Origin of the sequence: Variovorax sp. V15, assembly GCF_041154425.1 — a bacterium.
Lineage (GTDB): Bacteria > Pseudomonadota > Gammaproteobacteria > Burkholderiales > Burkholderiaceae_C > Variovorax > Variovorax guangxiensis.
The window spans coordinates 3,883,595-3,901,665 of the sequence record NZ_AP028659.1 but is presented as its reverse complement, the minus strand read 5'-3'; the positions used below and the strand labels follow the sequence as shown (position 1 = coordinate 3,901,665).

The following is an 18,071-nucleotide window of genomic DNA, read 5'->3' as shown; positions in this document are numbered from 1 at the left end:
CTGGCTGCCCTTCGCGACCCCGGAAATAGTGTGAACAGGCCCTAATTCAGCGCGAAGAAGCGCATCACCACCTCGGCCGGATGGCGCACGCCGGCTCCGGTGAACATGCGCTCGTTGATCCATTTCAGCGAAGCCGAGGCAGTTTCGAAGCGCGGGCTGCAGCGGAAGTACACCTGCGACGGGTCGACCGGCTCGCCGCGCAGCAGCCTGCCCATCACCTCGGGCGGGGCGCTGCGCATTGCGCTGTTGTGCACGTAGACCAGGTCGCCCGCATCGGTCTCCAGACCGTAGCGCGCGTCGAGTTCCGAGAGCGTGTCGCTCACGATCAGCTGGAAGTCGCTGCCGCCCGGCAGCACGCGCGCCCGCCACCCGTGGCCGATGGCTTCGCCGCCGACGATCGGCACCACGCGGCGCAATCCGCGCGGGCTGTTGCCCAGCACCTGTGGCACGCCCACCTCGATGCGCAGGTCGGCGAAATGCTCCAGCGTGGGGGCGGCGATGGAATCGAACGCGCTCATCAGGCTGCGGGCTTCGCGGTCTCGGCGCTGGCGCGGTCGAGCATCTCGATGGTGCCTGCGTCCAGCTTCAGCTGCGTCGCGACCACGAGTTCCTCGAGCTGCGCGACGGAGGTCGCGCTGGCAATGGGCGCCGTCACGCCCGGGCGCGCGATCTGCCACGCGATGGCGACCTGGCCCGGCTTGGCGTTGTACTGCTGGGCCACCTTGTCGAGCGCGTCGAGGATGCGCAGGCCGCGCTCGTTGAGGTACTTCTTCGTGGTGTTGGCGCCGCGCGCGCTCTTGGCCGCATCGGCCTCGGTGCGGTACTTGCCGGTGAGGAAGCCGGCCGCCAGCGCGTAGAAGTTGATCACGCCCACTTCGCGCTTGATGCACAGTGGCTCCAACTCGTCCTCGAACACGGCGCGGTCGTACAGGTTGTACAGCGGCTGCAGGCTCTCGTAGCGGGCGATGCCCAGGCGCTCCGACACGTCGAGCGCCTCGGCCAGGCGCGGCGCCGTGTAGTTCGACGCGCCGATCGCGCGCACCTTGCCTTCCTTGATCAGCTTGTCGAAGGCGCCGAGCGTTTCTTCCAGCGGGGTGCTGGCGTCGTCGTCGTGCGACTGGTAGAGGTCGATGTAGTCCGTCTGCAGGCGCTTGAGCGAGGCCTCGACGGCTTCGCGGATGTATTTGGGCGCGAGGCCCACCTTGCCTTCGCCCATCGGCTTGCCGACCTTGGTGGCCAGCACCACGCGGTTGCGCTTGCCGCTTTGCCTGAGCCACTTGCCGATGATGGTTTCCGACTCGCCGCCGGTATGGCCCGGCACCCATGCCGAATACACGTCCGCGGTGTCGACGAAGTTGAAGCCGGCGTCCAGCCAGGCATCGAGCAGCTTGAACGAGGCCGCCTCGTCGACGGTCCAGCCGAACACGTTGCCGCCGAAGGCGAGCGGAGAAACCTGGAGGCCGGAGCGGCCGAGCGGGCGAAGTTGCGACATGTCGATGTGTTCCTGATGAAAGGGGAAGGAAGAACGGTCAGACGAAGCCCACGGCGCCCAGCACAGCCCCGGCGCCGAGCAGCCAGAGCAGGTGGACGCGCGTGCGCCAGACGATAAGCGCGGCGGCGCCGGTCAGCAGCCACAGATGCCACGCGGGCGCATCGCCGGCATGGTTTCCTGCCGCCAGCACCCAGCCGGTGGCGATCAGCAGCCCGACCACCACGGGCGCCATGCCCTGCTTGAAGGCGCGAACCTCGCGGCGCGTGCGATTGCGGTGGCCCCAGCGGGTGGCGAAGTAGGTGAGGGTGGTGCTCGGCAGCATGATGCCCAGCATCGTGACCAGTAGTCCGAAGAGGCCGAGCACCCAGGCGTGCGGCCCGGCGCCGATTCCGCCGCCCGCGTTGAGCCCCACGTTCCAGCCCATCAGCGCCACGAACAGCACGTTGGGTCCGGGGGCGGCCTGCGCGATGGCGACCGAGGAGCTGAACTGCGCATCGGTGAGCCAGCCGTGCTGCGTGACGAGGTAGCGGTGCATGTCGGGCACCGTGGTGATGGCGCCGCTGATCGACAGCAGCGACAGCAGCATGTACTGCCCGAAGAGGGCCAGCCAGTCGTGCCATTGCATCGCGATGGTCATGGGGCGATCCTCTTCCAGGTCCAGATGCAGGCCACGCCGCCGACCACCAGCAGCACCCAGCCCAGCGGAATCTTCAGCACCGCGATGGCCACGAACACCAGCGCCATGATGACCAGGCAGGTCGCGAAGCCCAGCGGGTGCTTGCGCAGCTGGGGCACCAGCTTGACGCCCGTGGCGGCGATGAGCCCGCCCGACACGGCCCCCATGCCGCGCAGCGCGGCCGCCACCTGCGGGTTGCCGGCGTAGTGCGCGTACAGCACGGCCAGCGCGAGGATCACCACCAGCGGAATGGTCAGCATGCCCGCCACCGCCGCCAGTGCGCCGCGCAGGCCGAAGTAGCGGTCGCCGATCATCAGCGCGAGGTTGATCACGTTGGGCCCCGGCATCACCTGCGCCACGGCCCAGTCCTCGAGAAACTGCTCGGGCGTGAGCCATTTCTTCTTTTCGACCATCTCGCGCTGGACGATGGCGAGAACCCCGCCGAAGCCCTGCAGCGCGAGCCATGTGAACGAAACAAAAAGGTCGCGCGGCGACTGGGGATGGGCTGCGGGGGGAGACGGTTGCATGTCGAGCGATTATCGTAGGCGGGCATCCAGCTGCTTCAAGCGTTTCACGGAGGACATTCCAGCATGGTCACGCAAATGGTCACGCAATTGCGCGCGCTCTTCGATCTCTGCCGCCGGGCCTTCAATTCGTGGTCCAACGACTACGCTCCGAGTATGGGCGCGGCGCTGGCCTACTACACGGTGTTCTCGATCGCGCCGCTGCTCTTGATCGTGATCGCTGTGGCGGGCCTGGTCTTCGGGCAGGAGGCCGCGCGCGGCGAGATCTTCGCGCAGCTCTCGGGCCTGATGGGCGAGCAGGGCGCGGCCGCCGTGCAGGGCATGCTCAAGGCCGTGAACAAGCCGACCGAGGGCATCGTGGCCACGGTGGTCGGCATCGGGCTGCTGGTGGTCGGCGCCACCACGGTCTTCGGCGAACTGCAGGATGCGCTCGACCGCATCTGGCGCGCGCCGGCGCGCACCAACACCAAGGGGCTGTTCAACATGCTGCGCGTGCGGCTGCTGTCGTTCAGCATGATCATGGGCATCGGCTTCCTGCTCATGGTGTCGCTGGTGGCGAGCGCGGCGCTCGCCGCGCTGGGCAAGTGGTGGTCGCCGATGTTCGGCGCCTGGGAGACGACGGCGCAGGTCGTCAACTTCGTCTTCAGCTTCGCGATGGTGACGGTGATCTTCGCGATGATCTACAAGATCATGCCGCGCGTGAAGGTGCAGTGGCGCGACGTGTGGGTGGGCGCGGCGGTGACGGCGCTGCTGTTCACCGTGGGCAAGCACCTGATCGGCCTGTACATCGGCAAGAGCAGCGTGGCCTCTGGCTATGGCGCGGCGGGGTCGCTGGTGGTGGTGCTGGTGTGGGTGTACTACTCGGCGCAGATATTCCTGCTGGGCGCGGAGTTCACCTGGGTCTATGCGCGCACCTATGGCTCGATGAAGGACATGAAGGACCTGCCCGAGCTGAACCCGTCCCCCACGCGCGAAGCGCCGCTGCCGCACAACGACGACTGACCGGCGCTGCCTTGCAGGCGGCTCAGCCTGCGAAGCCGCCTTCGTCCAGGAACTTCTGTTCTTCCGGGGTGCTGGCGCGCCCCAGCATCCTGTTGCGGTGCGGAAAGCGGCCGAAGCGCGCGACGATGTCGCGGTGCAGCACGGCGAAGCGCTGGGTGTTGTCGTCGAGCGCGGCGTTGAGCTCCACCGAGCGCTCCTGCTCGGCCAGCACTTCCGAGTGCATGAAGGGCAGGTAGAAGAAACGTTGCAGCACGGGCTCGCACTGGCGATCGAAGCCCCCCTCGATCGCGGCCTTGGCCACGGCCAGCGCCCGGCCATCGGTGGCCAGCATGTGCGGATTGCCGCGCCAGGCGTTGCGCGGGAACTGGTCGAGCAGCACCAGCAGGGCCAGCGCACCCTGGGCGTCGGCCGCCCAGTGGTCGAGCTCGCCGCGGGCTGCGGCCTGGTGTGCTTCGGCGAAGCGGGAGATGAAGTCGGCGTCGAAGGCGTCGTTCTTGGCGAACCAGCGCTCGGGGCCGGCTTCGCTCCAGAAACCGACCACGTCGCGGGCCGAAGGGACTGCAGGGGCTGAAGAAGTCATCGACACATTCTCTTTCAGGTTGTGCACGCCGGGCCAAGTCGGGGCGATGGCCGACAGGAAAGGGCCCAGGGAGCTGCCTATGCTGTGGACGCTTTCACAACCAGGAGATCAAGCTCATGACCCAATATCGCTCTCTTTTGCGTGCGGCTCTCGTCGCCGGCGTTGCCAGCGCCGCGCTGGCCGGCTGCGGAATGATGTCGAAGTCGAACGTCGCGAGCTTCAGCGGTGCGATGAACGCGGCCAGCGAAGTCCCGCCGAACATGACGCGCGGCACCGGCATGGCCGAGGCCTGGCTCAACCGCGACACCAACGTGCTCAAGTACAAGATCACCTACTCCGGCCTGAGCGGCCCGGCCACCATGGCGCACTTCCACGGCCCGGCCGCGGCGGGCGCCAATGCCGGCGTGGTGCTGCCTTTCGCCAACCCGGCCAGCCCGATCGAGGGCCAGGCCACGCTCACGCCGGCACAGGCGGCCGACCTGTCGGCGGGCAAGTGGTACGCCAACATCCATACGGCCGCGAATCCGGGCGGCGAGATCCGCGGGCAGATGCTGCCGAAGATGTGAAATCGTTCCAGGGGCAACAACCCCTGGTCAGGTTTGTGTCTCGGGGGTGGTGTCAAATGAACGCATGACGACGACACCCCCGAAGAAGAAAACCCGTGCCGCCTCCACCGCTTCTAGGAAGCCCCTCGACCCCTTCGCCTCGCGCCGCGAGGACATGCGCACCGCCCGCAAGGCGCTGGTGCTGCAGGGCGGGGGGGCGCTCGGCGCCTACCAGGCCGGCGTGTACGCGGCGCTCAGCGAGACCGAGCTGCAGCCGCACTGGATCGCAGGCGTCTCCATCGGCGCCATCAATGCAGCGCTGATCGCGGGCAACGCGCAGGAAAACAGGGTCGACCGGCTGCGCGAGTTCTGGCACCTCGTGTCTTCGGGGCCTTCGCAGCGACTGCCTTCGTGGCTGGGCGACCGGGCCACGCAGAACCAGTACAGCGCCACCATGGCCTCGCTGGTGGGCATTCCTGGCTTCTTCGAACCGCGCTATTCGCCAGCCTTCCTGATGGGCGGCGCCGCGCCGCTTCTGAGCTACTACGACACCTCGCCGCTGAAGTCCACGCTGGAGCGGCTCGTCGACTTCGACCGCATCAACGCCTGCGAGGCCCGCTTCAGCGTGGGCGCGGTGAACGTGCGCACCGGCAACTCGGTGTACTTCGACAACACGCGCCAGCGCATCGGGCCCGAGCACATCATGGCCAGCGGCGCGCTGCCGCCGGGCTTCGCGCCGGTGAGCATCGACGGCGACGACTACTGGGACGGCGGCATCGTCTCGAACACGCCGCTGCAATACGTGCTCGACACGCACCCGCGCAACGAGCCGCTGGTGGTGCTGCAGGTCGACCTGTTCAACGCGCGCGGCGAGATGCCCCGCACCATGGCGGGCGTGCTGGAGCGGCAGAAGGACATCACCTACTCGAGCCGCACGCGCATGAACACCGACGCGCTGGCCGCCAACATGAACCTGCAGCAGGCGATTGCCGACCTGATTTCCAAGCTGCCCGCCAGCCTGCGCAACGACCCGAGCGTGCACGAGGTGCAGTCGCAGCTCACGCACGAGCCCATCGACATCTTCCACCTGATCTACCGCGACAAGCCCTACGAGCTGGAGTCGAAGGACTACGAGTTCTCGCGCGCCGCGGTGGAAGAGCACTGGGAGGCCGGCGCGCGCGACATGCGCGTGACGCTGGCGCACCCGGAGACGCTGCGCGCCGACGCCACGGTCAACGGCGTGACCACCTTCGACCTCGGCGAGCACGGCTCGGGGCGCGTCAAGCGGCCGGGGTTGTCGCGCTGACTTGTCGGGCCGAGTCGCGCGGCGATTCAGCCCCGGCTAAGAAACCAGCGCGAGACTGGGCCGTCATTTCACCGCTTCAGCTTCACCAGGAGGAAATGTTTGCATCATGAACATTGAAGACGTGCGACGAACGGCATTCGCGATGCCGCTGACCAGTCCGGCCTTTCCGCCAGGGCCTTACCGCTTCACCAGGCGCGAATTCCTGATCATCACGTACCGCACCGACATGGATGCCCTGCGCGCCGTGGTGCCCGAGCCGCTCGAAGTGGTCGAGCCGCTGGTCAAGTACGAATTCATCCGCATGCCCGATTCGACCGGCTTCGGCGACTACACCGAGTCGGGCCAGGTCATCCCGGTGCAACTGCGCACCGCCAAGGGCGTGGAGAAGGGGGCGTACGTGCACGCGATGTACCTGAACGACCATCCGCCCATTGCCGGTGGGCGCGAGCTCTGGGGCTTTCCGAAGAAGCTCGCCTCTCCGGTGCTCGACTACGAGACCGACGTGGTGGTCGGCACGCTCGACTACGGCAAGGTGCGCGTGGCCAAGGCCACGATGGGCTTCAAGCACCGCACGCTCGACCCCGCGCCCATCCTCGCGGGCATCGCGCAGCCGAATTTCCTGCTCAAGATCATTCCGCACGTCGACGGCACGGCGCGCATCTGCGAGCTGGTGCGCTATCACATGGTCGACGTGACGCTGCACGGCGCGTGGGGCGGGCCCGGCTCGCTCGAACTGCATCCGCATGCGCTCGCGCCGGTGGCCGATCTGCCAGTGCGCAAGGTGGAGTCGGCGGTGCACTACATCGCGGACATGACGCTCGCGCTCGGCACCGTCGAACACGATTACCTCGCCTGATTCTTGCTGGCGGCTTCAGGTCGCCGGCTTTCCAACCCCAACCCTCAAGGACATCACCATGCAACTCAAGGACAAGGTCGCCTACATCACCGGCTCGGCCAGCGGCATCGGCAAGGAAATCGCCATCCTGTTCGCGCAGGAAGGCGCCAAGATCATCATCGCCGACCTCAACAAGGAAGCGGCCGACGCCACCGCGGCCGAACTCAAGGCCACTGGCGCGCAAGCCATCGGCGTGGGCGTGGACGTGACGAACGAAGACCAGGTCAACGCCTCGGTGGAAGAGGGCGCCGCGGCCTTCGGCGGCATCGACATCCTCATCAGCAACGCCGGCATCCAGATCGTGCATCCGGTGGAGGAGTTCAGCTTCGCCGACTGGAAGAAGATGCTGGCCATCCACCTCGACGGCGCCTTCCTCACCACCAAGGCCTGCCTGAAGCACATGTACGCACAGGGCCGCGGCGGCAGCGTGATCTACATGGGCTCGGTGCACTCCAAGGAGGCTTCGCTGCTGAAGGCGCCCTACGTGACGGCCAAGCACGGCCTCATCGGCCTGGCCAAGACGGTCGCGAAGGAAGGCGCCAAGCACGGCGTTCGCGCCAACGTGATCTGCCCGGGCTTCGTGCGCACGCCGCTCGTCGAGAAGCAGATTCCCGAACAGGCGAAGACGCTGGGCATCACCGAGCAGGAAGTCATCAAGAACGTGATGCTGAAGGAGACGGTCGACGGCGAGTTCACGACCACGGAAGACGTGGCGCGCGTGGCGCTGCTGTTCGCGGGCTTCCCCACCAATGCGCTCACCGGCCAGTCGCTCGTCGTGAGCCACGGCTGGTTCATGCAATAAGCGGCAGACGCTACAGCTTCAGCTCCCAGGTCTCGCCCACCAGCGGCGTGCCGTATCCCTCATGCGGCTCGGAACCTGTGAGCTCGAAGCCGCGGCTGGCGTAGATGCCGCGTGCAGCGGTCAGGCAGCTGTTGGTCCACAGCACCATCTTGCGGTAGCCCTTCAGGCGCGCGAAGGCGATGCACTCGTCCACCAGCTTGCCGCCCAGCCCCAGCCCGCGCGCGCCGGGCGTGAGGATGAGAAGCCGCAGCTGCGCCACTGTGGCCGACTTGCGCACCACGAAGATCGAGCCCACCCGCTCGCCGTTGAGCTCGGCGATCCAGCAGCGCTCCCATTCGGGCTGGAACTTGAGCAGGAACTCGCCTGCGATGCTTGCGACGAGCGCCTCGAAGGTGCTGTTCCAGCCGTATTCACGTGCGTAGATTTCGCCGTGCTGCTGCACCACCCAGCCGATGTCGCCGGGGCCGGGGTCGCGCAGGATGGCGGCCTGCGGCTTCGCGGGCGGCGCCTCGGGGTCGAGCAGCGACTGCACCGTGCCCATGGCGTGCACCAGCTGCTGGCGCTGCGCAGGTGCGAGCGTGGCGAGCAGGGCGGCAGCCTCCTCGCGTGATTTCTGCTGCAGCGGCGCGAACGCGGCATGGCCCGCGTCGGTCAGGCGCAGCACGCTCTGGCGCGCGTCGCGCGGATGCGGCTCGCGCACCAGCCAGCCCTCGTTCTCGAAGCGGCGCAGGATGCGGCTGAGGTAGCCGGCGTCCAGCCCGAGGTCTCGCCCGATCTCGCTCGCGACGGCCGTTTCGCGGTGCGCGAGCTCGTACAGCACGCGTACGTCGGTCAGCGACATGGCGCTGCCAAGGTAGGGGTCCAAGGCGCCGATGCGGCGGGTGTAGAAGCGGTTGAACTGCCGGACCGCCTTGACGGCAGCGGTATCGATGGGCGGCGAAGATGTGGACATGGTTGTCATTGTCATTCAGTTATTTGACTTTGGCAATCAAATTGGCGAGGCATGAGTCCTTCGGGAAAGTCCGGTCACAGGTCACACGGGGCGACAGGCATGGTGGAAAACCCTAAAATCGAGGGTTGCCCACAACGGCGCTCCCGCGGCGCTGTCAACTCCCACCGATGAACGCTCCCGTCGACGTCTCCTTCTTCGCGCGTGCCGCCAAGCCGCTGACCAGCTACCGCAAGTACTGGGCGGCGCGTTTCGGCACGGCGAAATTCCTGCCGACCTCGCGCAAGGAGATGGAAGCGCTCGGCTGGGACAGCTGCGACATCATCGTCGTCACGGGCGACGCCTACGTCGACCATCCCAGCTTCGGCATGTCGGTGATCGGCCGCATGCTGGAAGCGCAGGGCTTCCGCGTGGGCATCATCGCGCAGCCCGACTGGCAGAGCGCCGAGCCTTTCAAGGCGCTGGGCAAGCCGAACCTGTTCTTCGGCGTCACCGCCGGCAACATGGATTCGATGATCAACCGCTACACGGCCGACCGGAAGATCCGCAGCGACGATGCCTACACGCCCGGCGACGTCGGCGGCGCTCGCCCCGACCGTGCGGCCATCGTGTATTCGCAGCGCTGCAAGGAAGCCTGGAACGACGTGCCGATCATCCTCGGCGGCATCGAAGGCTCGCTGCGCCGCATCGCCCACTACGACTACTGGTCGGACAAGGTGCGCCGCTCCATCGTGGTCGATGCCAAGTGCGACCTGCTGCTGTACGGCAACGCCGAGCGCGCCATCGTCGAGATCGCGCACCGCCTGGCGGCCAAGGAGCCGGTGCAGCAGATCACCGACGTGCGCGGCACCGCCTTCGTGCGCCGCGAAACGCCTGAGGGCTGGTTCGAGATCGACTCCACCAGCGTCGACGAGCCCGGCCGCGTCGAGGCGCACGTCAATCCGTACCTGATGGTGTCTGACCAGGCCAAGGCCAACGGCGCCACCTGTGCCAAGGAAGACGAGGCCGAGGCGGTGGCCAAGGCGGCCGAAGCCGCCGGCTCGTCCGCGGTCAACCCCGCCATCAAGCCGCTGAACTTCGTGCCGAACCCCGCGCTGCAGGGCAAGGGCAAGACCAAGGTGCCGCCGCGCGAGCGCTCGGTGATCCGCCTGCCTTCGTACGAGCAGGTGCGCAGCGACCCGGTGCTCTATGCGCACGCCAACCGCGTGCTGCACCTGGAGACCAACCCCGGCAACGCCCGCGCGCTGGTGCAGGCGCACGGCGAAGGCACCACGGCGCGCGACGTGTGGATCAACCCGCCGCCCATTCCGCTGACCACGGCCGAGATGGACCACGTGTTCGACCTGCCGTACGCGCGCAGCCCGCATCCGTGCTACGCCGACGAGAACGGCAGCCACGACGGCGCGACCAAGATCCCCGCGTGGGAAATGATCCGCTTCAGCGTGAACATCATGCGCGGCTGCTTCGGCGGCTGCACCTTCTGCTCGATCACCGAGCACGAGGGCCGCATCATCCAGAGCCGCTCGGAAGACTCGATCATCAAGGAGGTCGAGGCCATCCGCGACTCGGTGAAGGGCTTCACCGGCACCATCTCCGACCTCGGCGGCCCCACGGCCAACATGTACCGCATCGGCTGCAAGTCGCCCGAGATCGAGGCCGCCTGCCGCAAGCCGAGCTGCGTGTACCCGGGCATCTGCCAGAACCTCAACACCAACCACGACCCGCTCATCAAGATCTACCGCCGGGCGCGCGCGCTCAGGGGCATCAAGAAGATCCTGATCGGTTCCGGCCTGCGCTACGACCTGGCCGTGCAGTCGCCCGAGTACGTGAAGGAGCTGGTGCAGCACCACGTCGGCGGCTATCTCAAGATCGCGCCCGAGCACACCGAGCAGGGCCCGCTCACGAAGATGATGAAGCCCGGCATCGGCAGCTACGACAAGTTCAAGCAGATGTTCGAGAAGTACTCGGCCGAGGCGGGCAAGAAGCAGTACCTCATCCCGTACTTCATCGCCGCGCATCCGGGCACGAGCGACGAGGACATGATGAACCTCGCGATCTGGCTCAAGAAGAACGGCTTCCGCGCCGACCAGGTGCAGACCTTCTACCCGAGCCCGATGGCCACGGCCACCGCGATGTACCACTCCAACCGCAACCCGCTGCGCAAGATCACGCGCGAGAGCGAGACGGTGGACATCGTGCGCGGCGACAAGCGCCGCCGCCTGCACAAGGCCTTCCTGCGCTACCACGACGCCAACAACTGGCCGCTGCTGCGCGAGGCGCTGAAGTCGATGGGTCGCGCCGACCTGATCGGCAACGGCAAGCACCACCTCATCCCGACCTGGCAGCCGCTGACCGATGGCGGCTACACCAGCGCGCGGCGCAAGAACTCGACGGCGGCTCCGGCAACCGCCAAGGCCGCGCCGGTCAAGCTGGCACCGGTGAAGCCCTCCAAGGGCCGCATCCTCACGCAGCACACCGGCCTGCCGCCGCGCGACAACGGTTCGGGTTCGGGGCCAGCCACGCGCAAATCGGCCGGCCCGGTGCGCGGCAACATCCGCAAGCCGCGCTGAGCGGCGCCTACAGCGCCGGCACGAGCTTGCCGACCCAGGCTCCGACGGCCGCCAAGTGCGCCAGCACGGTGGCCCAGTAGACGGCCATGAAGTTTGTCTTGCTCACCTTGTGGCGGAACAGCCGCTGCGCGATCCACGCGCCTGGCCAGCCGCCGGCCAGCGATAGCAGGTGCAAGGTGTTCTCCGCAGTACGCCAGCGGCCCGCCTGAGCCGCGTTCTTGTCGAAGCCGTAGACGAAGAAGGTCAGCAGGCTGAGCAGCAGCAACACGCCGAGCGCGATCGGCGGGATTCGCCCGGTCCACACGCCGTAGCCGAGCAGCGCGGCGTACCCGACGAGCAGCAGCGCCATCGGCAGCGAGGACGAGGCTGAACGGGGAGAGCGACGTTGCGGTTGCTGCTGCTGGCGTCGTTGCGGGCGCTGCTGCTGTGCTCCGGCTGCTCGGACCGCCACCGCGCGCGGCCCCTTGCCGCCCACATGGATCTCCTCGAAGTCCAGCCGCATGCCGACCTGCGGCGCGGTGCCACGTTCCGAGAAGTCGCGCAGGTGCACGAACACGTCGGCGGAGATTTCGGGACAGCGGATGAAGCCGAAGCCCCGGTCCTTCTCCCATCGAACGAGCGTGCCCTGGCGTTTCATCGCCGGGATTCTCGCCGCTATGCGTACTGCATCTCCCCATTGCCGAAGGACCAGTTCTCCTTCGCCACTTCGACAAGGTTGATGAACACGTCCTCGCGCCGGATGCCCAGCTGGCCGTGCAGGTCGTCGGCCACGCGCCTGTAGAAGGCCTTCTTCATCTCGGTGGTGCGCCCCTGGTTCAGCGTGATCTGGATCAGCACGAAGCCCGGCGAGTACGCCACGCCGAGGTAGCTCGCCGGATGCACCAGTTCGTGCGGGGCATGCCGCGTGATGACCTGGAACTTGTCGTGCTCCGGCACGTTGATGGTGTCCCGCATGGCCTGGTAGACGAGGTCCCCGATGGCCGGGCCCAGGGTTTCGGGGCTGTCGCTGGAAAGCTCGATCCGCACGAGTGGCATGTGCTGTTCCTTGAAAAAGTCTTGGACGCATAAGATACGCGACATGGTCCGCCATCTTTCTCCCCCGTCCGTCGTCCGCTGCTGAAGCGCGCCTCGCGCTCAGACCCAAGCGGTTGCCGCCAGCCCCGTGCCTCCTCGGCCGGCCGGCGGCTCGGATGGTCACGCCCGCTGCCTGAACCCCGGTCCTGAAGCGACCGGCCATGGCGGGCGTCATGGAGAAAGAACTTTCATCAATGAACGCAAGAACGTCTGCCGCCCTGGCCTGGGGCGGCGTGCTGCTGGCTGGCGCCCTCTGGGGCGGTGGTGCGCTGGTGGCGCAATTCCTGATCGATGGCGGCATCGCGCCGCAGAGCCTGTCGCTGGCGCGCTTCGCCCTCGGGCTGCCGTTGCTGTGGTGGCTGCATTGGCGGGCGCCGGCGATGCCCGGTGCCGGCTGGGCCGATCTGAGCAGCCGGGAGCGGTCGCAGATGCTCGCCACGGGCGCCGCAATGGCGCTCAACGTGAGCTGCTGGTTCGCCGGCATCGTGCACCTGGGGGCGGCGCTGCCAACCGTCATCTCCATTTGCTGCGCGCCGGTGATCGTCACGCTGGTGTCGGTGCTGCGCGGCTATGAGCGCCTCGGCCGCAGGCTGATCGCCGGCCTGCTGCTCGCGCTGGCCGGCGTGCTGCTGCTGGTGATGCCCGCCGGAGGATGGGGCCCGCTGACCCCGGGGCATGCGGCCGGCGTCGCCTGGTCGCTGGGCTCCGCTTTCTGCTACGCGATGGTGGTGCTGGGCAACGCGCGCATGCCGGCGCGGGTGCCGGCCGTCACGGCCTCGGCCTGGGGGATGACGGCCGCGGCGCTCTGCATGCTGGCCGTGGCGCTGCCTTCGGGCATCACCTGGCCGTCCGGCGGCGCTCAATGGCTGGGCGTGGGCTACACGGGCGTGGTGACGACCTCGGTGGCCTACCTGGCCTTCGCCTGGGGCGCGCGGCGGCTGTCGCCGACGGCGGCGGTGGTCGGCACGCTGATCGAGCCGCTGGTGGCCGCCTTGCTGGCGGCGGCACTGTTCTCGCAGGCGATGACGCCGCGCCAGTGGGCCGGGGCCCTGCTGCTGGCTGGCGCGATGCTGCTGCTGGTGCGGCGCAGCAAGCCCGCGCAGTCCGACTGAAGGCGAGGGCGGGGCGCTCCGTTGTATGGTGTGGCCCCATGAGCAGCACCATGAGCACCGTGAGCAGTTCGCCCCACCCGCCGGCTCCATGGACACGCATCCTGGCTGCGGCGGCGCTGCTGCTTTTCGCGGCCTGCCCGATGCAGTCTTCGTTCGCGGCCCCGGCGGAGAACTCTTCCGCCCAGGCGCTGCGCGCCACCTACCAGCGCCTGAGCGACAAGCTGAACCGCAGCAGCTTCGGCCGGCCCGTGCAGCTCGATTCCATGGAGACGGCGGACGGCCTCCAGGGCGACGTCTACGCCGTGGTCGAGCATCCGCTCGCCGAGATCAGCACCGCACTCAAAGGCTCCGCGCATTGGTGCGAGGTGCTGACCCTGCACGTCAACAACCGGCGCTGCAGCGTCGCCAGCGGCCCTCAGGGAAGCGAGATGCTCACGCTCTATGTGGTGCGGCGCTACGACAAGCCTGTCGACCAGGCCTTCGAGCTGCCCTTCGTCTACCGGGTCAGCGGCAATTCGCCCGATCACCTGCTGGTGGAGCTTTCCGCCGAAAGCGGCCCGCTGGGCACCAGCAACTACCGAGTGACACTCGAGGCGGTAGCGCTCGACGAGCGCAAGAGCTTCCTGCACTTCAGCTACAGCTACGACCACAACACGATGGTGCGGCTGGGCACCATGGCCTATCTGGCGACCTTCGGCAGCGACAAGGTGGGCTTCACCGTGGTCGGCAAGACGCCCGAGGGCCAGCCCGACTACATCCGCGGCCTGCGCGGGCTGGTGGAGCGCAATGCGATGCGCTACTTCCTGACGCTCGACGCCTACCTCTCGGCGCCGGGGCCGGACCAGGCCGAGCGCCGCCAGCGCCGCTGGTTCGCGGGTGCCGAGCAGTACCCGCGCCAGCTGCATGAGATCGATCTGGACACGTATCTCGCGCTCAAGCGCGAAGACCGGCAGCGCGACGGCGCCGCCCGCTGAGCCCGATCGGCCGGATCAGTCGGCCAGCGTGAGCAGCGGCACGTCGCGCTCGCGGCTCATGGCCTCGAGTTCGGCGCGCGTGCGCGTCAGCAGCCAGGCCGCCAGCGCTTCGCGCGTGGCCGGCGCCAGCATGTCGCGCGAGGCGATCTGCGCGGCCTCGCAGAGCCGGTCGGCGAAATGCGGCTCCAGCGCCGCCACCGCCACGCGGCCGTCGGCGCAGGGATAGACGCGGTAGCCCGCGTGCGCGCCGCCGACCGTGCCCGAAGGCTGCGTCAGGCCCCAGGTGCGCGGCAGGGCGAGCCAGTCGGCTGAGGCGTTCAGTGCCACCTCCAGGTACACGCCGCCCGCCTTTCGCGAGCGCAGCAGCATGGCCTTGAGCACCGCCTCGCTGGCGAGCAGGGCGCCGCCCATGTCGGCGTAGAGCGTGGGCGGCAGCTCGGTGCCGGTGACGAGGCCGCTTTCGGCGAGGTAGGTGAGGTCGTGGCCCGGCTCCTCGGCGCGCTCGCCCGGCGCGCCGACGATGGCTACCTGCGACAGCGAGGGATGGCGCGCCTGCAGCGTGGCCCAGTCGAGCTTCAGCTTGGCGAGCGCCGAGGGGCGGAACGAGGTGAGCAGCACGTCGGTGGAGGCAAGCTCGGTGTGCAGCAGCTGCTGGCCGGCATCGGTCTTCAGGTCGAGGGTACGGACCTCGATGCCCTCGTGCAGCGCGGCGTAGGCAGGGCGGTTGTAGAGCCCCATCGGATCGCCGCCCGGCGGCTCCAGCTTCAGGCAGGTGGCGCCCATTCGGCGGCAGCGCAGCAGCGCGGCGGGCCCGGGCAGGTTCAGCGCGAGGCTGAGGACGCGAACGCCCTCCAGCGGTGCGAAGGCTTGATCGTCGGCGGGGCTCGGCATCGGTCGTCGTCTCCGGAAGAATCGTTTCGCGCATTCTCGCCCGAGGGGCGGAGCCACCTCACGCAAGCCGCGAAAGCACGGCACGCGTAGCATGTGCCGGTGGCGGCGCGTGCCGCCTCCCATCGACCAAGGAGACGAATCATGTTCGAAGCTTCCCTCATGAGCGGCCAGCGCATCCTGGTGACCGGCGGCGGCACCGGCCTGGGCCGGTCGATGGCCGAGCGCTTCCTGAGCCTCGGCGCCGACGTGGCCATCTGCGGCCGGCGCCAGTCGGTCTGCGAGGAGACCGCGGCCGAGTGGCGCAAACAGTTTCCGCAGCGGCGCATCGACACCTTCGGCGTGGACATCCGCATCGCCCAGCAGGTCGACGAGATGGTCGAGAGCCTGTTCCAGAGCGGCGGCCTCACGGGGCTGGTGAACAACGCGGCGGGCAACTTCGTCTCGCCCACCGAGGCCCTCTCGCCGCGCGCCTTCGACGCCATCGCCAACATCGTGTTCCACGGCAGCTTCTACGTGACGCAGGCGGTGGGCAAGCGCTGGGTGGCGCAGGCCAAGTCCGGCGAATGGAAGCCAGGCGATGCTTTCCGCAGCGTGATGAGCATCATCGTCACCTGGGTCGACAACGGCAGCCCGTACGTGGTGCCCTCGGCCATGAGCAAGGCCGGCATCGAGGTCATGACCAAGTCGCTCGCGGTCGAATGGGCGCGCCACGGCATCCGCCTGAACGCCGTCGGGCCCGGCGAGATTCCGACGGAAGGCATGAGCAAGCGCCTGAACCCCGGCGAGGAGCCCGGCGCGCGCAGCAAGCAGAACAACCCGATGGCGCGCACCGGCCGCATGAGCGAGCTGCAGAACCTCGCTTCCTTCCTGATGGCGCCGGGCCAGTGCGACTGGCTCACCGGCCAGAGCATCATGATGGACGGCGGCAACGCGCTGGCCACCGGCGGCAACTTCTACGAGCTGCGCCAGTGGAGCGACGCCGACTGGCTGGCCGCGCGCGAACGCATCGAGGCGCAGAACCAGAAGGACAAGGCGCAGCGCTGAAGGCTGCCGTCTATTGCTTATTTCTTCGGCGGCCTGGCCGCGTGCACGGTGACCCGCTTGTTCACCGGACTGGACAGCACCAGCGAAGTTGTCACCGAGCCATCGACCGCCAGCGCGTCAACCACGCGCTCCAGGTCGGCCGGCTCGGCGATCGCGCAGCGCACGAAGAAGCAGTCTTCGCCGGTCACGCGGTCGGCGCTCAGCACCTCGGGCATGGCCTCGAACAGCTTCAGGTATTTGGCGATGCCCGCATGCGTGGTGTCGATGCGGATGATGGCCTGCAGCCCCACGCCCAGCGCGCGCAGGTTGACGCGCGCGCCGTAGCCCTCGATCACGCCGGCCTCTTCCAGCTTGCGCACGCGCTCGCTCATCGCCGGCTGCGACAGGCCGATGCGCTTGCCGATGGCGGCCAGGCTCTGGCGCGCGTCGGTCTGCAGCGCTTCGAGGATCAGGCGGTCTTTCTTGTCGATGTTCATGGAGCGGAGTCGGCAGGGCGCATGGCCGCCGATGGTTGATCGGTTTGCGGCCGTCATTTTCGATGTCTTGCCATTCGGCGCTACCGCTGTGGCGGGTATCGTGGGCCGCCTTCCAGGAGAAAACTTCCATGCAACTCATCGGCATGCTCGACTCACCCTATGTGCGGCGCACCGCCATTTCTCTTCGCCTGCTCGGCGTTCCCTTCGAACACCGCTCGATTTCCGTCTTCAGCACCTTCGAGCAGTTCAGCGCCATCAACCCGGTGGTGAAGGCGCCAACGCTGGTGTGCGACGACGGCTCGGTGCTGATGGACTCGACGCTGATCATCGACTACGCCCAGGCGCTCAGCGGGCGCAGCCTGGTGCCGGCAGACCCGGCGCGGCGGCTGCGCGAGCTGCGCCTCACGGGGCTCGCGCTCGCGGCCTGCGAGAAGACGGTGCAGATCGTCTACGAGCGCAAGCTGCGTCCGGCCGAGAAGCTGCACCAGCCGTGGATGGACCGTGTGCAGGGCCAACTCGCCGCTGCGTATTCGGCGCTCGAACGCGAGATCGCTGCCGAGCCGCTGCCGGCCAGCGAAGAGACGATGACGCAGGCGGGCATTTCGACGGCCGTGGCCTGGGCGTTCACGCAGTTGCTGACGCCCGATGCGATTTCGCCGACCGACTTCCCTGTGCTGGCTGCGTACTCCGCGCAGGCAGAGCGGCTGCCGGTTTTCGTCGGCGCGCCGATGGTCTGAGCGGAATCAGTCGACGATCTTCGCGCCGCGCTCCGCGAGCAGGCTGCGCAGCACCGAGCGGTGGCATCGCGACTCCTCCTCGCAGTAGCAGCCCACCGAGAGTGATGCGCCGTGCGACAGCGCGGCCAGCAGGTCGAGGCTGCGGCTCGCATCGGGCTCGGCCATCTCGGACTTGAACTTGCGCACGAAGGCGTTCCACTGCGCGGGCGATTCCTCTTTCTGGGCTTCCTGTGCCTGCTTCATCGCCTCGACGGAGGGCGCGAGGTTGGGATACCACACGTCGTACCAGTCCTGCGAAGCGAACTCGGTCTTCGGAACGCCGCGCGGCGGACGGCGCACGGTGCCGACGCGCAAGCCTTCGCCGGGAGCGCGGGGAGTGCCGAGGCGGACGATGCGGATGCTCATGGTGCGTTTCCCTTTTC

21 protein-coding genes are annotated in these 18,071 nt (G+C 68.1%); 10 read left to right on the top strand and 11 right to left on the bottom strand.

The annotated features are described in order from the left end of the window. Positions 1 to 41 precede the first annotated feature (41 nt). The 4 genes from ACAM57_RS18540 to ACAM57_RS18525 are packed head-to-tail and all read right to left on the bottom strand — an operon-like array spanning position 42 to position 2,695. A complete protein-coding gene (locus ACAM57_RS18540) occupies positions 42 to 518 on the bottom strand; it encodes a DUF3237 domain-containing protein (RefSeq protein ID WP_369658449.1) in 477 nt (158 codons plus the stop codon). Beyond that, positions 518 to 1,492, bottom strand: a complete 975-nt coding sequence (locus ACAM57_RS18535) for an aldo/keto reductase (RefSeq protein ID WP_369658448.1) — start codon at positions 1,490 to 1,492, stop codon at positions 518 to 520. The genes ACAM57_RS18540 and ACAM57_RS18535 overlap by 1 nt, the downstream gene beginning before the upstream one ends. Before the next feature lie 37 nt (positions 1,493 to 1,529). Continuing rightward, positions 1,530 to 2,129 (bottom strand): chromate transporter, encoded by a 600-nt coding sequence (locus ACAM57_RS18530; RefSeq protein WP_184638543.1) that lies wholly within the window; start codon positions 2,127 to 2,129, stop codon positions 1,530 to 1,532. Then, positions 2,126 to 2,695 carry a chromate transporter gene (locus tag ACAM57_RS18525; RefSeq protein ID WP_184638541.1) on the bottom strand — a complete coding sequence of 190 codons (570 nt, stop codon included), beginning with the start codon at positions 2,693 to 2,695 and terminating at the stop codon, positions 2,126 to 2,128. Before ACAM57_RS18525 ends, ACAM57_RS18530 begins: the two co-directional genes overlap by 4 nt. A 75-nt stretch (positions 2,696 to 2,770) precedes the next feature. On the opposite strand from ACAM57_RS18525, the gene ACAM57_RS18520 reads away from it, so the two are divergent. Continuing rightward, positions 2,771 to 3,694 (top strand): YihY/virulence factor BrkB family protein, encoded by a 924-nt coding sequence (locus tag ACAM57_RS18520; protein WP_126020367.1) that lies wholly within the window; start codon positions 2,771 to 2,773, stop codon positions 3,692 to 3,694. A 22-nt stretch (positions 3,695 to 3,716) separates the two neighbouring features. Here the strand turns inward: ACAM57_RS18520 and ACAM57_RS18515 are convergent, their stop codons facing one another. Then, positions 3,717 to 4,274, bottom strand: coding sequence for a DUF924 family protein (locus tag ACAM57_RS18515; protein ID WP_369658447.1), 558 nt, complete (start codon positions 4,272 to 4,274; stop codon positions 3,717 to 3,719). Between the two features lie 116 nt (positions 4,275 to 4,390). Here ACAM57_RS18515 and ACAM57_RS18510 point away from each other — a divergent pair, with 116 nt between their 5' ends. From ACAM57_RS18510 to ACAM57_RS18495, 4 genes are all read left to right on the top strand, one after another. Continuing rightward, positions 4,391 to 4,840 (top strand): CHRD domain-containing protein, encoded by a 450-nt coding sequence (locus ACAM57_RS18510; protein ID WP_126018886.1) that lies wholly within the window; start codon positions 4,391 to 4,393, stop codon positions 4,838 to 4,840. Between the two features lie 64 nt (positions 4,841 to 4,904). Then, positions 4,905 to 6,125, top strand: a complete 1,221-nt coding sequence (locus ACAM57_RS18505) for a patatin-like phospholipase family protein (protein ID WP_126018888.1) — start codon at positions 4,905 to 4,907, stop codon at positions 6,123 to 6,125. Between the two features lie 106 nt (positions 6,126 to 6,231). Then, the gene (locus ACAM57_RS18500; protein WP_369658446.1) at positions 6,232 to 6,981 is read left to right on the top strand and encodes an acetoacetate decarboxylase; all 750 of its coding nucleotides are present in this window, start codon (positions 6,232 to 6,234) and stop codon (positions 6,979 to 6,981) included. Positions 6,982 to 7,039: 58 nt separating this feature from the next. Then, positions 7,040 to 7,822, top strand: coding sequence for a 3-hydroxybutyrate dehydrogenase (locus ACAM57_RS18495; RefSeq protein WP_019653083.1), 783 nt, complete (start codon positions 7,040 to 7,042; stop codon positions 7,820 to 7,822). Between the two features lie 10 nt (positions 7,823 to 7,832). On the opposite strand, the gene ACAM57_RS18490 is transcribed toward ACAM57_RS18495, so the two are convergent. Further along, positions 7,833 to 8,783, bottom strand: coding sequence for a GNAT family N-acetyltransferase (locus ACAM57_RS18490; RefSeq protein ID WP_369662452.1), 951 nt, complete (start codon positions 8,781 to 8,783; stop codon positions 7,833 to 7,835). Positions 8,784 to 8,941: 158 nt separating this feature from the next. On the opposite strand from ACAM57_RS18490, the gene ACAM57_RS18485 reads away from it, so the two are divergent. Next, positions 8,942 to 11,341 carry a YgiQ family radical SAM protein gene (locus ACAM57_RS18485; RefSeq protein WP_369658445.1) on the top strand — a complete coding sequence of 800 codons (2,400 nt, stop codon included), beginning with the start codon at positions 8,942 to 8,944 and terminating at the stop codon, positions 11,339 to 11,341. Positions 11,342 to 11,348: 7 nt separating this feature from the next. Here the strand turns inward: ACAM57_RS18485 and ACAM57_RS18480 are convergent, their stop codons facing one another. Together ACAM57_RS18480 and ACAM57_RS18475 are read right to left on the bottom strand one after the other, a co-directional pair. Continuing rightward, positions 11,349 to 11,978 (bottom strand): DUF1294 domain-containing protein, encoded by a 630-nt coding sequence (locus ACAM57_RS18480; RefSeq protein WP_369658444.1) that lies wholly within the window; start codon positions 11,976 to 11,978, stop codon positions 11,349 to 11,351. 17 nt (positions 11,979 to 11,995) lie between these two features. Next, positions 11,996 to 12,376: a tautomerase family protein gene (locus ACAM57_RS18475; RefSeq protein ID WP_184638534.1), complete on the bottom strand. Its 381-nt coding sequence runs from the start codon at positions 12,374 to 12,376 to the stop codon at positions 11,996 to 11,998. A gap of 233 nt (positions 12,377 to 12,609) precedes the next feature. On the opposite strand from ACAM57_RS18475, the gene ACAM57_RS18470 reads away from it, so the two are divergent. Together ACAM57_RS18470 and ACAM57_RS18465 are read left to right on the top strand one after the other, a co-directional pair. After that, complete coding sequence (locus ACAM57_RS18470) at positions 12,610 to 13,527, top strand: DMT family transporter (RefSeq protein WP_369658443.1); 918 nt, start codon at positions 12,610 to 12,612, stop codon at positions 13,525 to 13,527. A 38-nt stretch (positions 13,528 to 13,565) separates the two neighbouring features. Beyond that, a complete protein-coding gene (locus ACAM57_RS18465) occupies positions 13,566 to 14,501 on the top strand; it encodes a hypothetical protein (RefSeq protein WP_369658442.1) in 936 nt (311 codons plus the stop codon). Positions 14,502 to 14,516: 15 nt separating this feature from the next. On the opposite strand, the gene ACAM57_RS18460 is transcribed toward ACAM57_RS18465, so the two are convergent. After that, complete coding sequence (locus ACAM57_RS18460) at positions 14,517 to 15,392, bottom strand: CoA transferase (RefSeq protein WP_369658441.1); 876 nt, start codon at positions 15,390 to 15,392, stop codon at positions 14,517 to 14,519. A 141-nt stretch (positions 15,393 to 15,533) separates the two neighbouring features. On the opposite strand from ACAM57_RS18460, the gene ACAM57_RS18455 reads away from it, so the two are divergent. Then, positions 15,534 to 16,436: an SDR family oxidoreductase gene (locus tag ACAM57_RS18455; RefSeq protein WP_369658440.1), complete on the top strand. Its 903-nt coding sequence runs from the start codon at positions 15,534 to 15,536 to the stop codon at positions 16,434 to 16,436. 17 nt (positions 16,437 to 16,453) lie between these two features. On the opposite strand, the gene ACAM57_RS18450 is transcribed toward ACAM57_RS18455, so the two are convergent. Beyond that, the gene (locus ACAM57_RS18450; RefSeq protein ID WP_184638527.1) at positions 16,454 to 16,912 is read right to left on the bottom strand and encodes an Lrp/AsnC family transcriptional regulator; all 459 of its coding nucleotides are present in this window, start codon (positions 16,910 to 16,912) and stop codon (positions 16,454 to 16,456) included. 128 nt (positions 16,913 to 17,040) lie between these two features. On the opposite strand from ACAM57_RS18450, the gene ACAM57_RS18445 reads away from it, so the two are divergent. Further along, entirely contained in the window at positions 17,041 to 17,649 is a 609-nt protein-coding gene (locus tag ACAM57_RS18445) for a glutathione S-transferase (RefSeq protein ID WP_369658439.1), read from the top strand. A 6-nt stretch (positions 17,650 to 17,655) separates the two neighbouring features. Here ACAM57_RS18445 and ACAM57_RS18440 read toward each other — a convergent pair whose 3' ends face one another. Then, positions 17,656 to 18,054, bottom strand: a complete 399-nt coding sequence (locus ACAM57_RS18440; RefSeq protein WP_126018909.1) for a DUF488 domain-containing protein — start codon at positions 18,052 to 18,054, stop codon at positions 17,656 to 17,658. Between the last annotated feature and the right edge of the window lie 17 nt (positions 18,055 to 18,071).

Excerpts from the sequence above, each read along its gene's own strand:
- ACAM57_RS18485 (WP_369658445.1), top strand. The coding sequence starts at position 8,942 with ATGAACGCTCCCGTCGACGTCTCCTTCTTCGCGCGTGCCGCCAAGCCG.
- ACAM57_RS18455 (WP_369658440.1), top strand. The coding sequence starts at position 15,534 with ATGTTCGAAGCTTCCCTCATGAGCGGCCAGCGCATCCTGGTGACCGGC.
- ACAM57_RS18515 (WP_369658447.1), bottom strand. The coding sequence starts at position 4,274 with ATGACTTCTTCAGCCCCTGCAGTCCCTTCGGCCCGCGACGTGGTCGGT.
- ACAM57_RS18505 (WP_126018888.1), top strand. The coding sequence starts at position 4,905 with ATGACGACGACACCCCCGAAGAAGAAAACCCGTGCCGCCTCCACCGCT.
- ACAM57_RS18495 (WP_019653083.1), top strand. The coding sequence starts at position 7,040 with ATGCAACTCAAGGACAAGGTCGCCTACATCACCGGCTCGGCCAGCGGC.
- ACAM57_RS18510 (WP_126018886.1), top strand. The coding sequence starts at position 4,391 with ATGACCCAATATCGCTCTCTTTTGCGTGCGGCTCTCGTCGCCGGCGTT.
- ACAM57_RS18445 (WP_369658439.1), top strand. The coding sequence starts at position 17,041 with ATGCAACTCATCGGCATGCTCGACTCACCCTATGTGCGGCGCACCGCC.
- ACAM57_RS18480 (WP_369658444.1), bottom strand. The coding sequence starts at position 11,978 with ATGAAACGCCAGGGCACGCTCGTTCGATGGGAGAAGGACCGGGGCTTC.
- ACAM57_RS18470 (WP_369658443.1), top strand. The coding sequence starts at position 12,610 with ATGAACGCAAGAACGTCTGCCGCCCTGGCCTGGGGCGGCGTGCTGCTG.
- ACAM57_RS18535 (WP_369658448.1), bottom strand. The coding sequence starts at position 1,492 with ATGTCGCAACTTCGCCCGCTCGGCCGCTCCGGCCTCCAGGTTTCTCCG.
- ACAM57_RS18525 (WP_184638541.1), bottom strand. The coding sequence starts at position 2,695 with ATGCAACCGTCTCCCCCCGCAGCCCATCCCCAGTCGCCGCGCGACCTT.
- ACAM57_RS18460 (WP_369658441.1), bottom strand. The coding sequence starts at position 15,392 with ATGCCGAGCCCCGCCGACGATCAAGCCTTCGCACCGCTGGAGGGCGTT.
- ACAM57_RS18530 (WP_184638543.1), bottom strand. The coding sequence starts at position 2,129 with ATGACCATCGCGATGCAATGGCACGACTGGCTGGCCCTCTTCGGGCAG.
- ACAM57_RS18465 (WP_369658442.1), top strand. The coding sequence starts at position 13,566 with ATGAGCAGCACCATGAGCACCGTGAGCAGTTCGCCCCACCCGCCGGCT.
- ACAM57_RS18475 (WP_184638534.1), bottom strand. The coding sequence starts at position 12,376 with ATGCCACTCGTGCGGATCGAGCTTTCCAGCGACAGCCCCGAAACCCTG.
- ACAM57_RS18520 (WP_126020367.1), top strand. The coding sequence starts at position 2,771 with ATGGTCACGCAATTGCGCGCGCTCTTCGATCTCTGCCGCCGGGCCTTC.
- ACAM57_RS18440 (WP_126018909.1), bottom strand. The coding sequence starts at position 18,054 with ATGAGCATCCGCATCGTCCGCCTCGGCACTCCCCGCGCTCCCGGCGAA.
- ACAM57_RS18500 (WP_369658446.1), top strand. The coding sequence starts at position 6,232 with ATGAACATTGAAGACGTGCGACGAACGGCATTCGCGATGCCGCTGACC.
- ACAM57_RS18490 (WP_369662452.1), bottom strand. The coding sequence starts at position 8,783 with ATGACAACCATGTCCACATCTTCGCCGCCCATCGATACCGCTGCCGTC.
- ACAM57_RS18540 (WP_369658449.1), bottom strand. The coding sequence starts at position 518 with ATGAGCGCGTTCGATTCCATCGCCGCCCCCACGCTGGAGCATTTCGCC.
- ACAM57_RS18450 (WP_184638527.1), bottom strand. The coding sequence starts at position 16,912 with ATGAACATCGACAAGAAAGACCGCCTGATCCTCGAAGCGCTGCAGACC.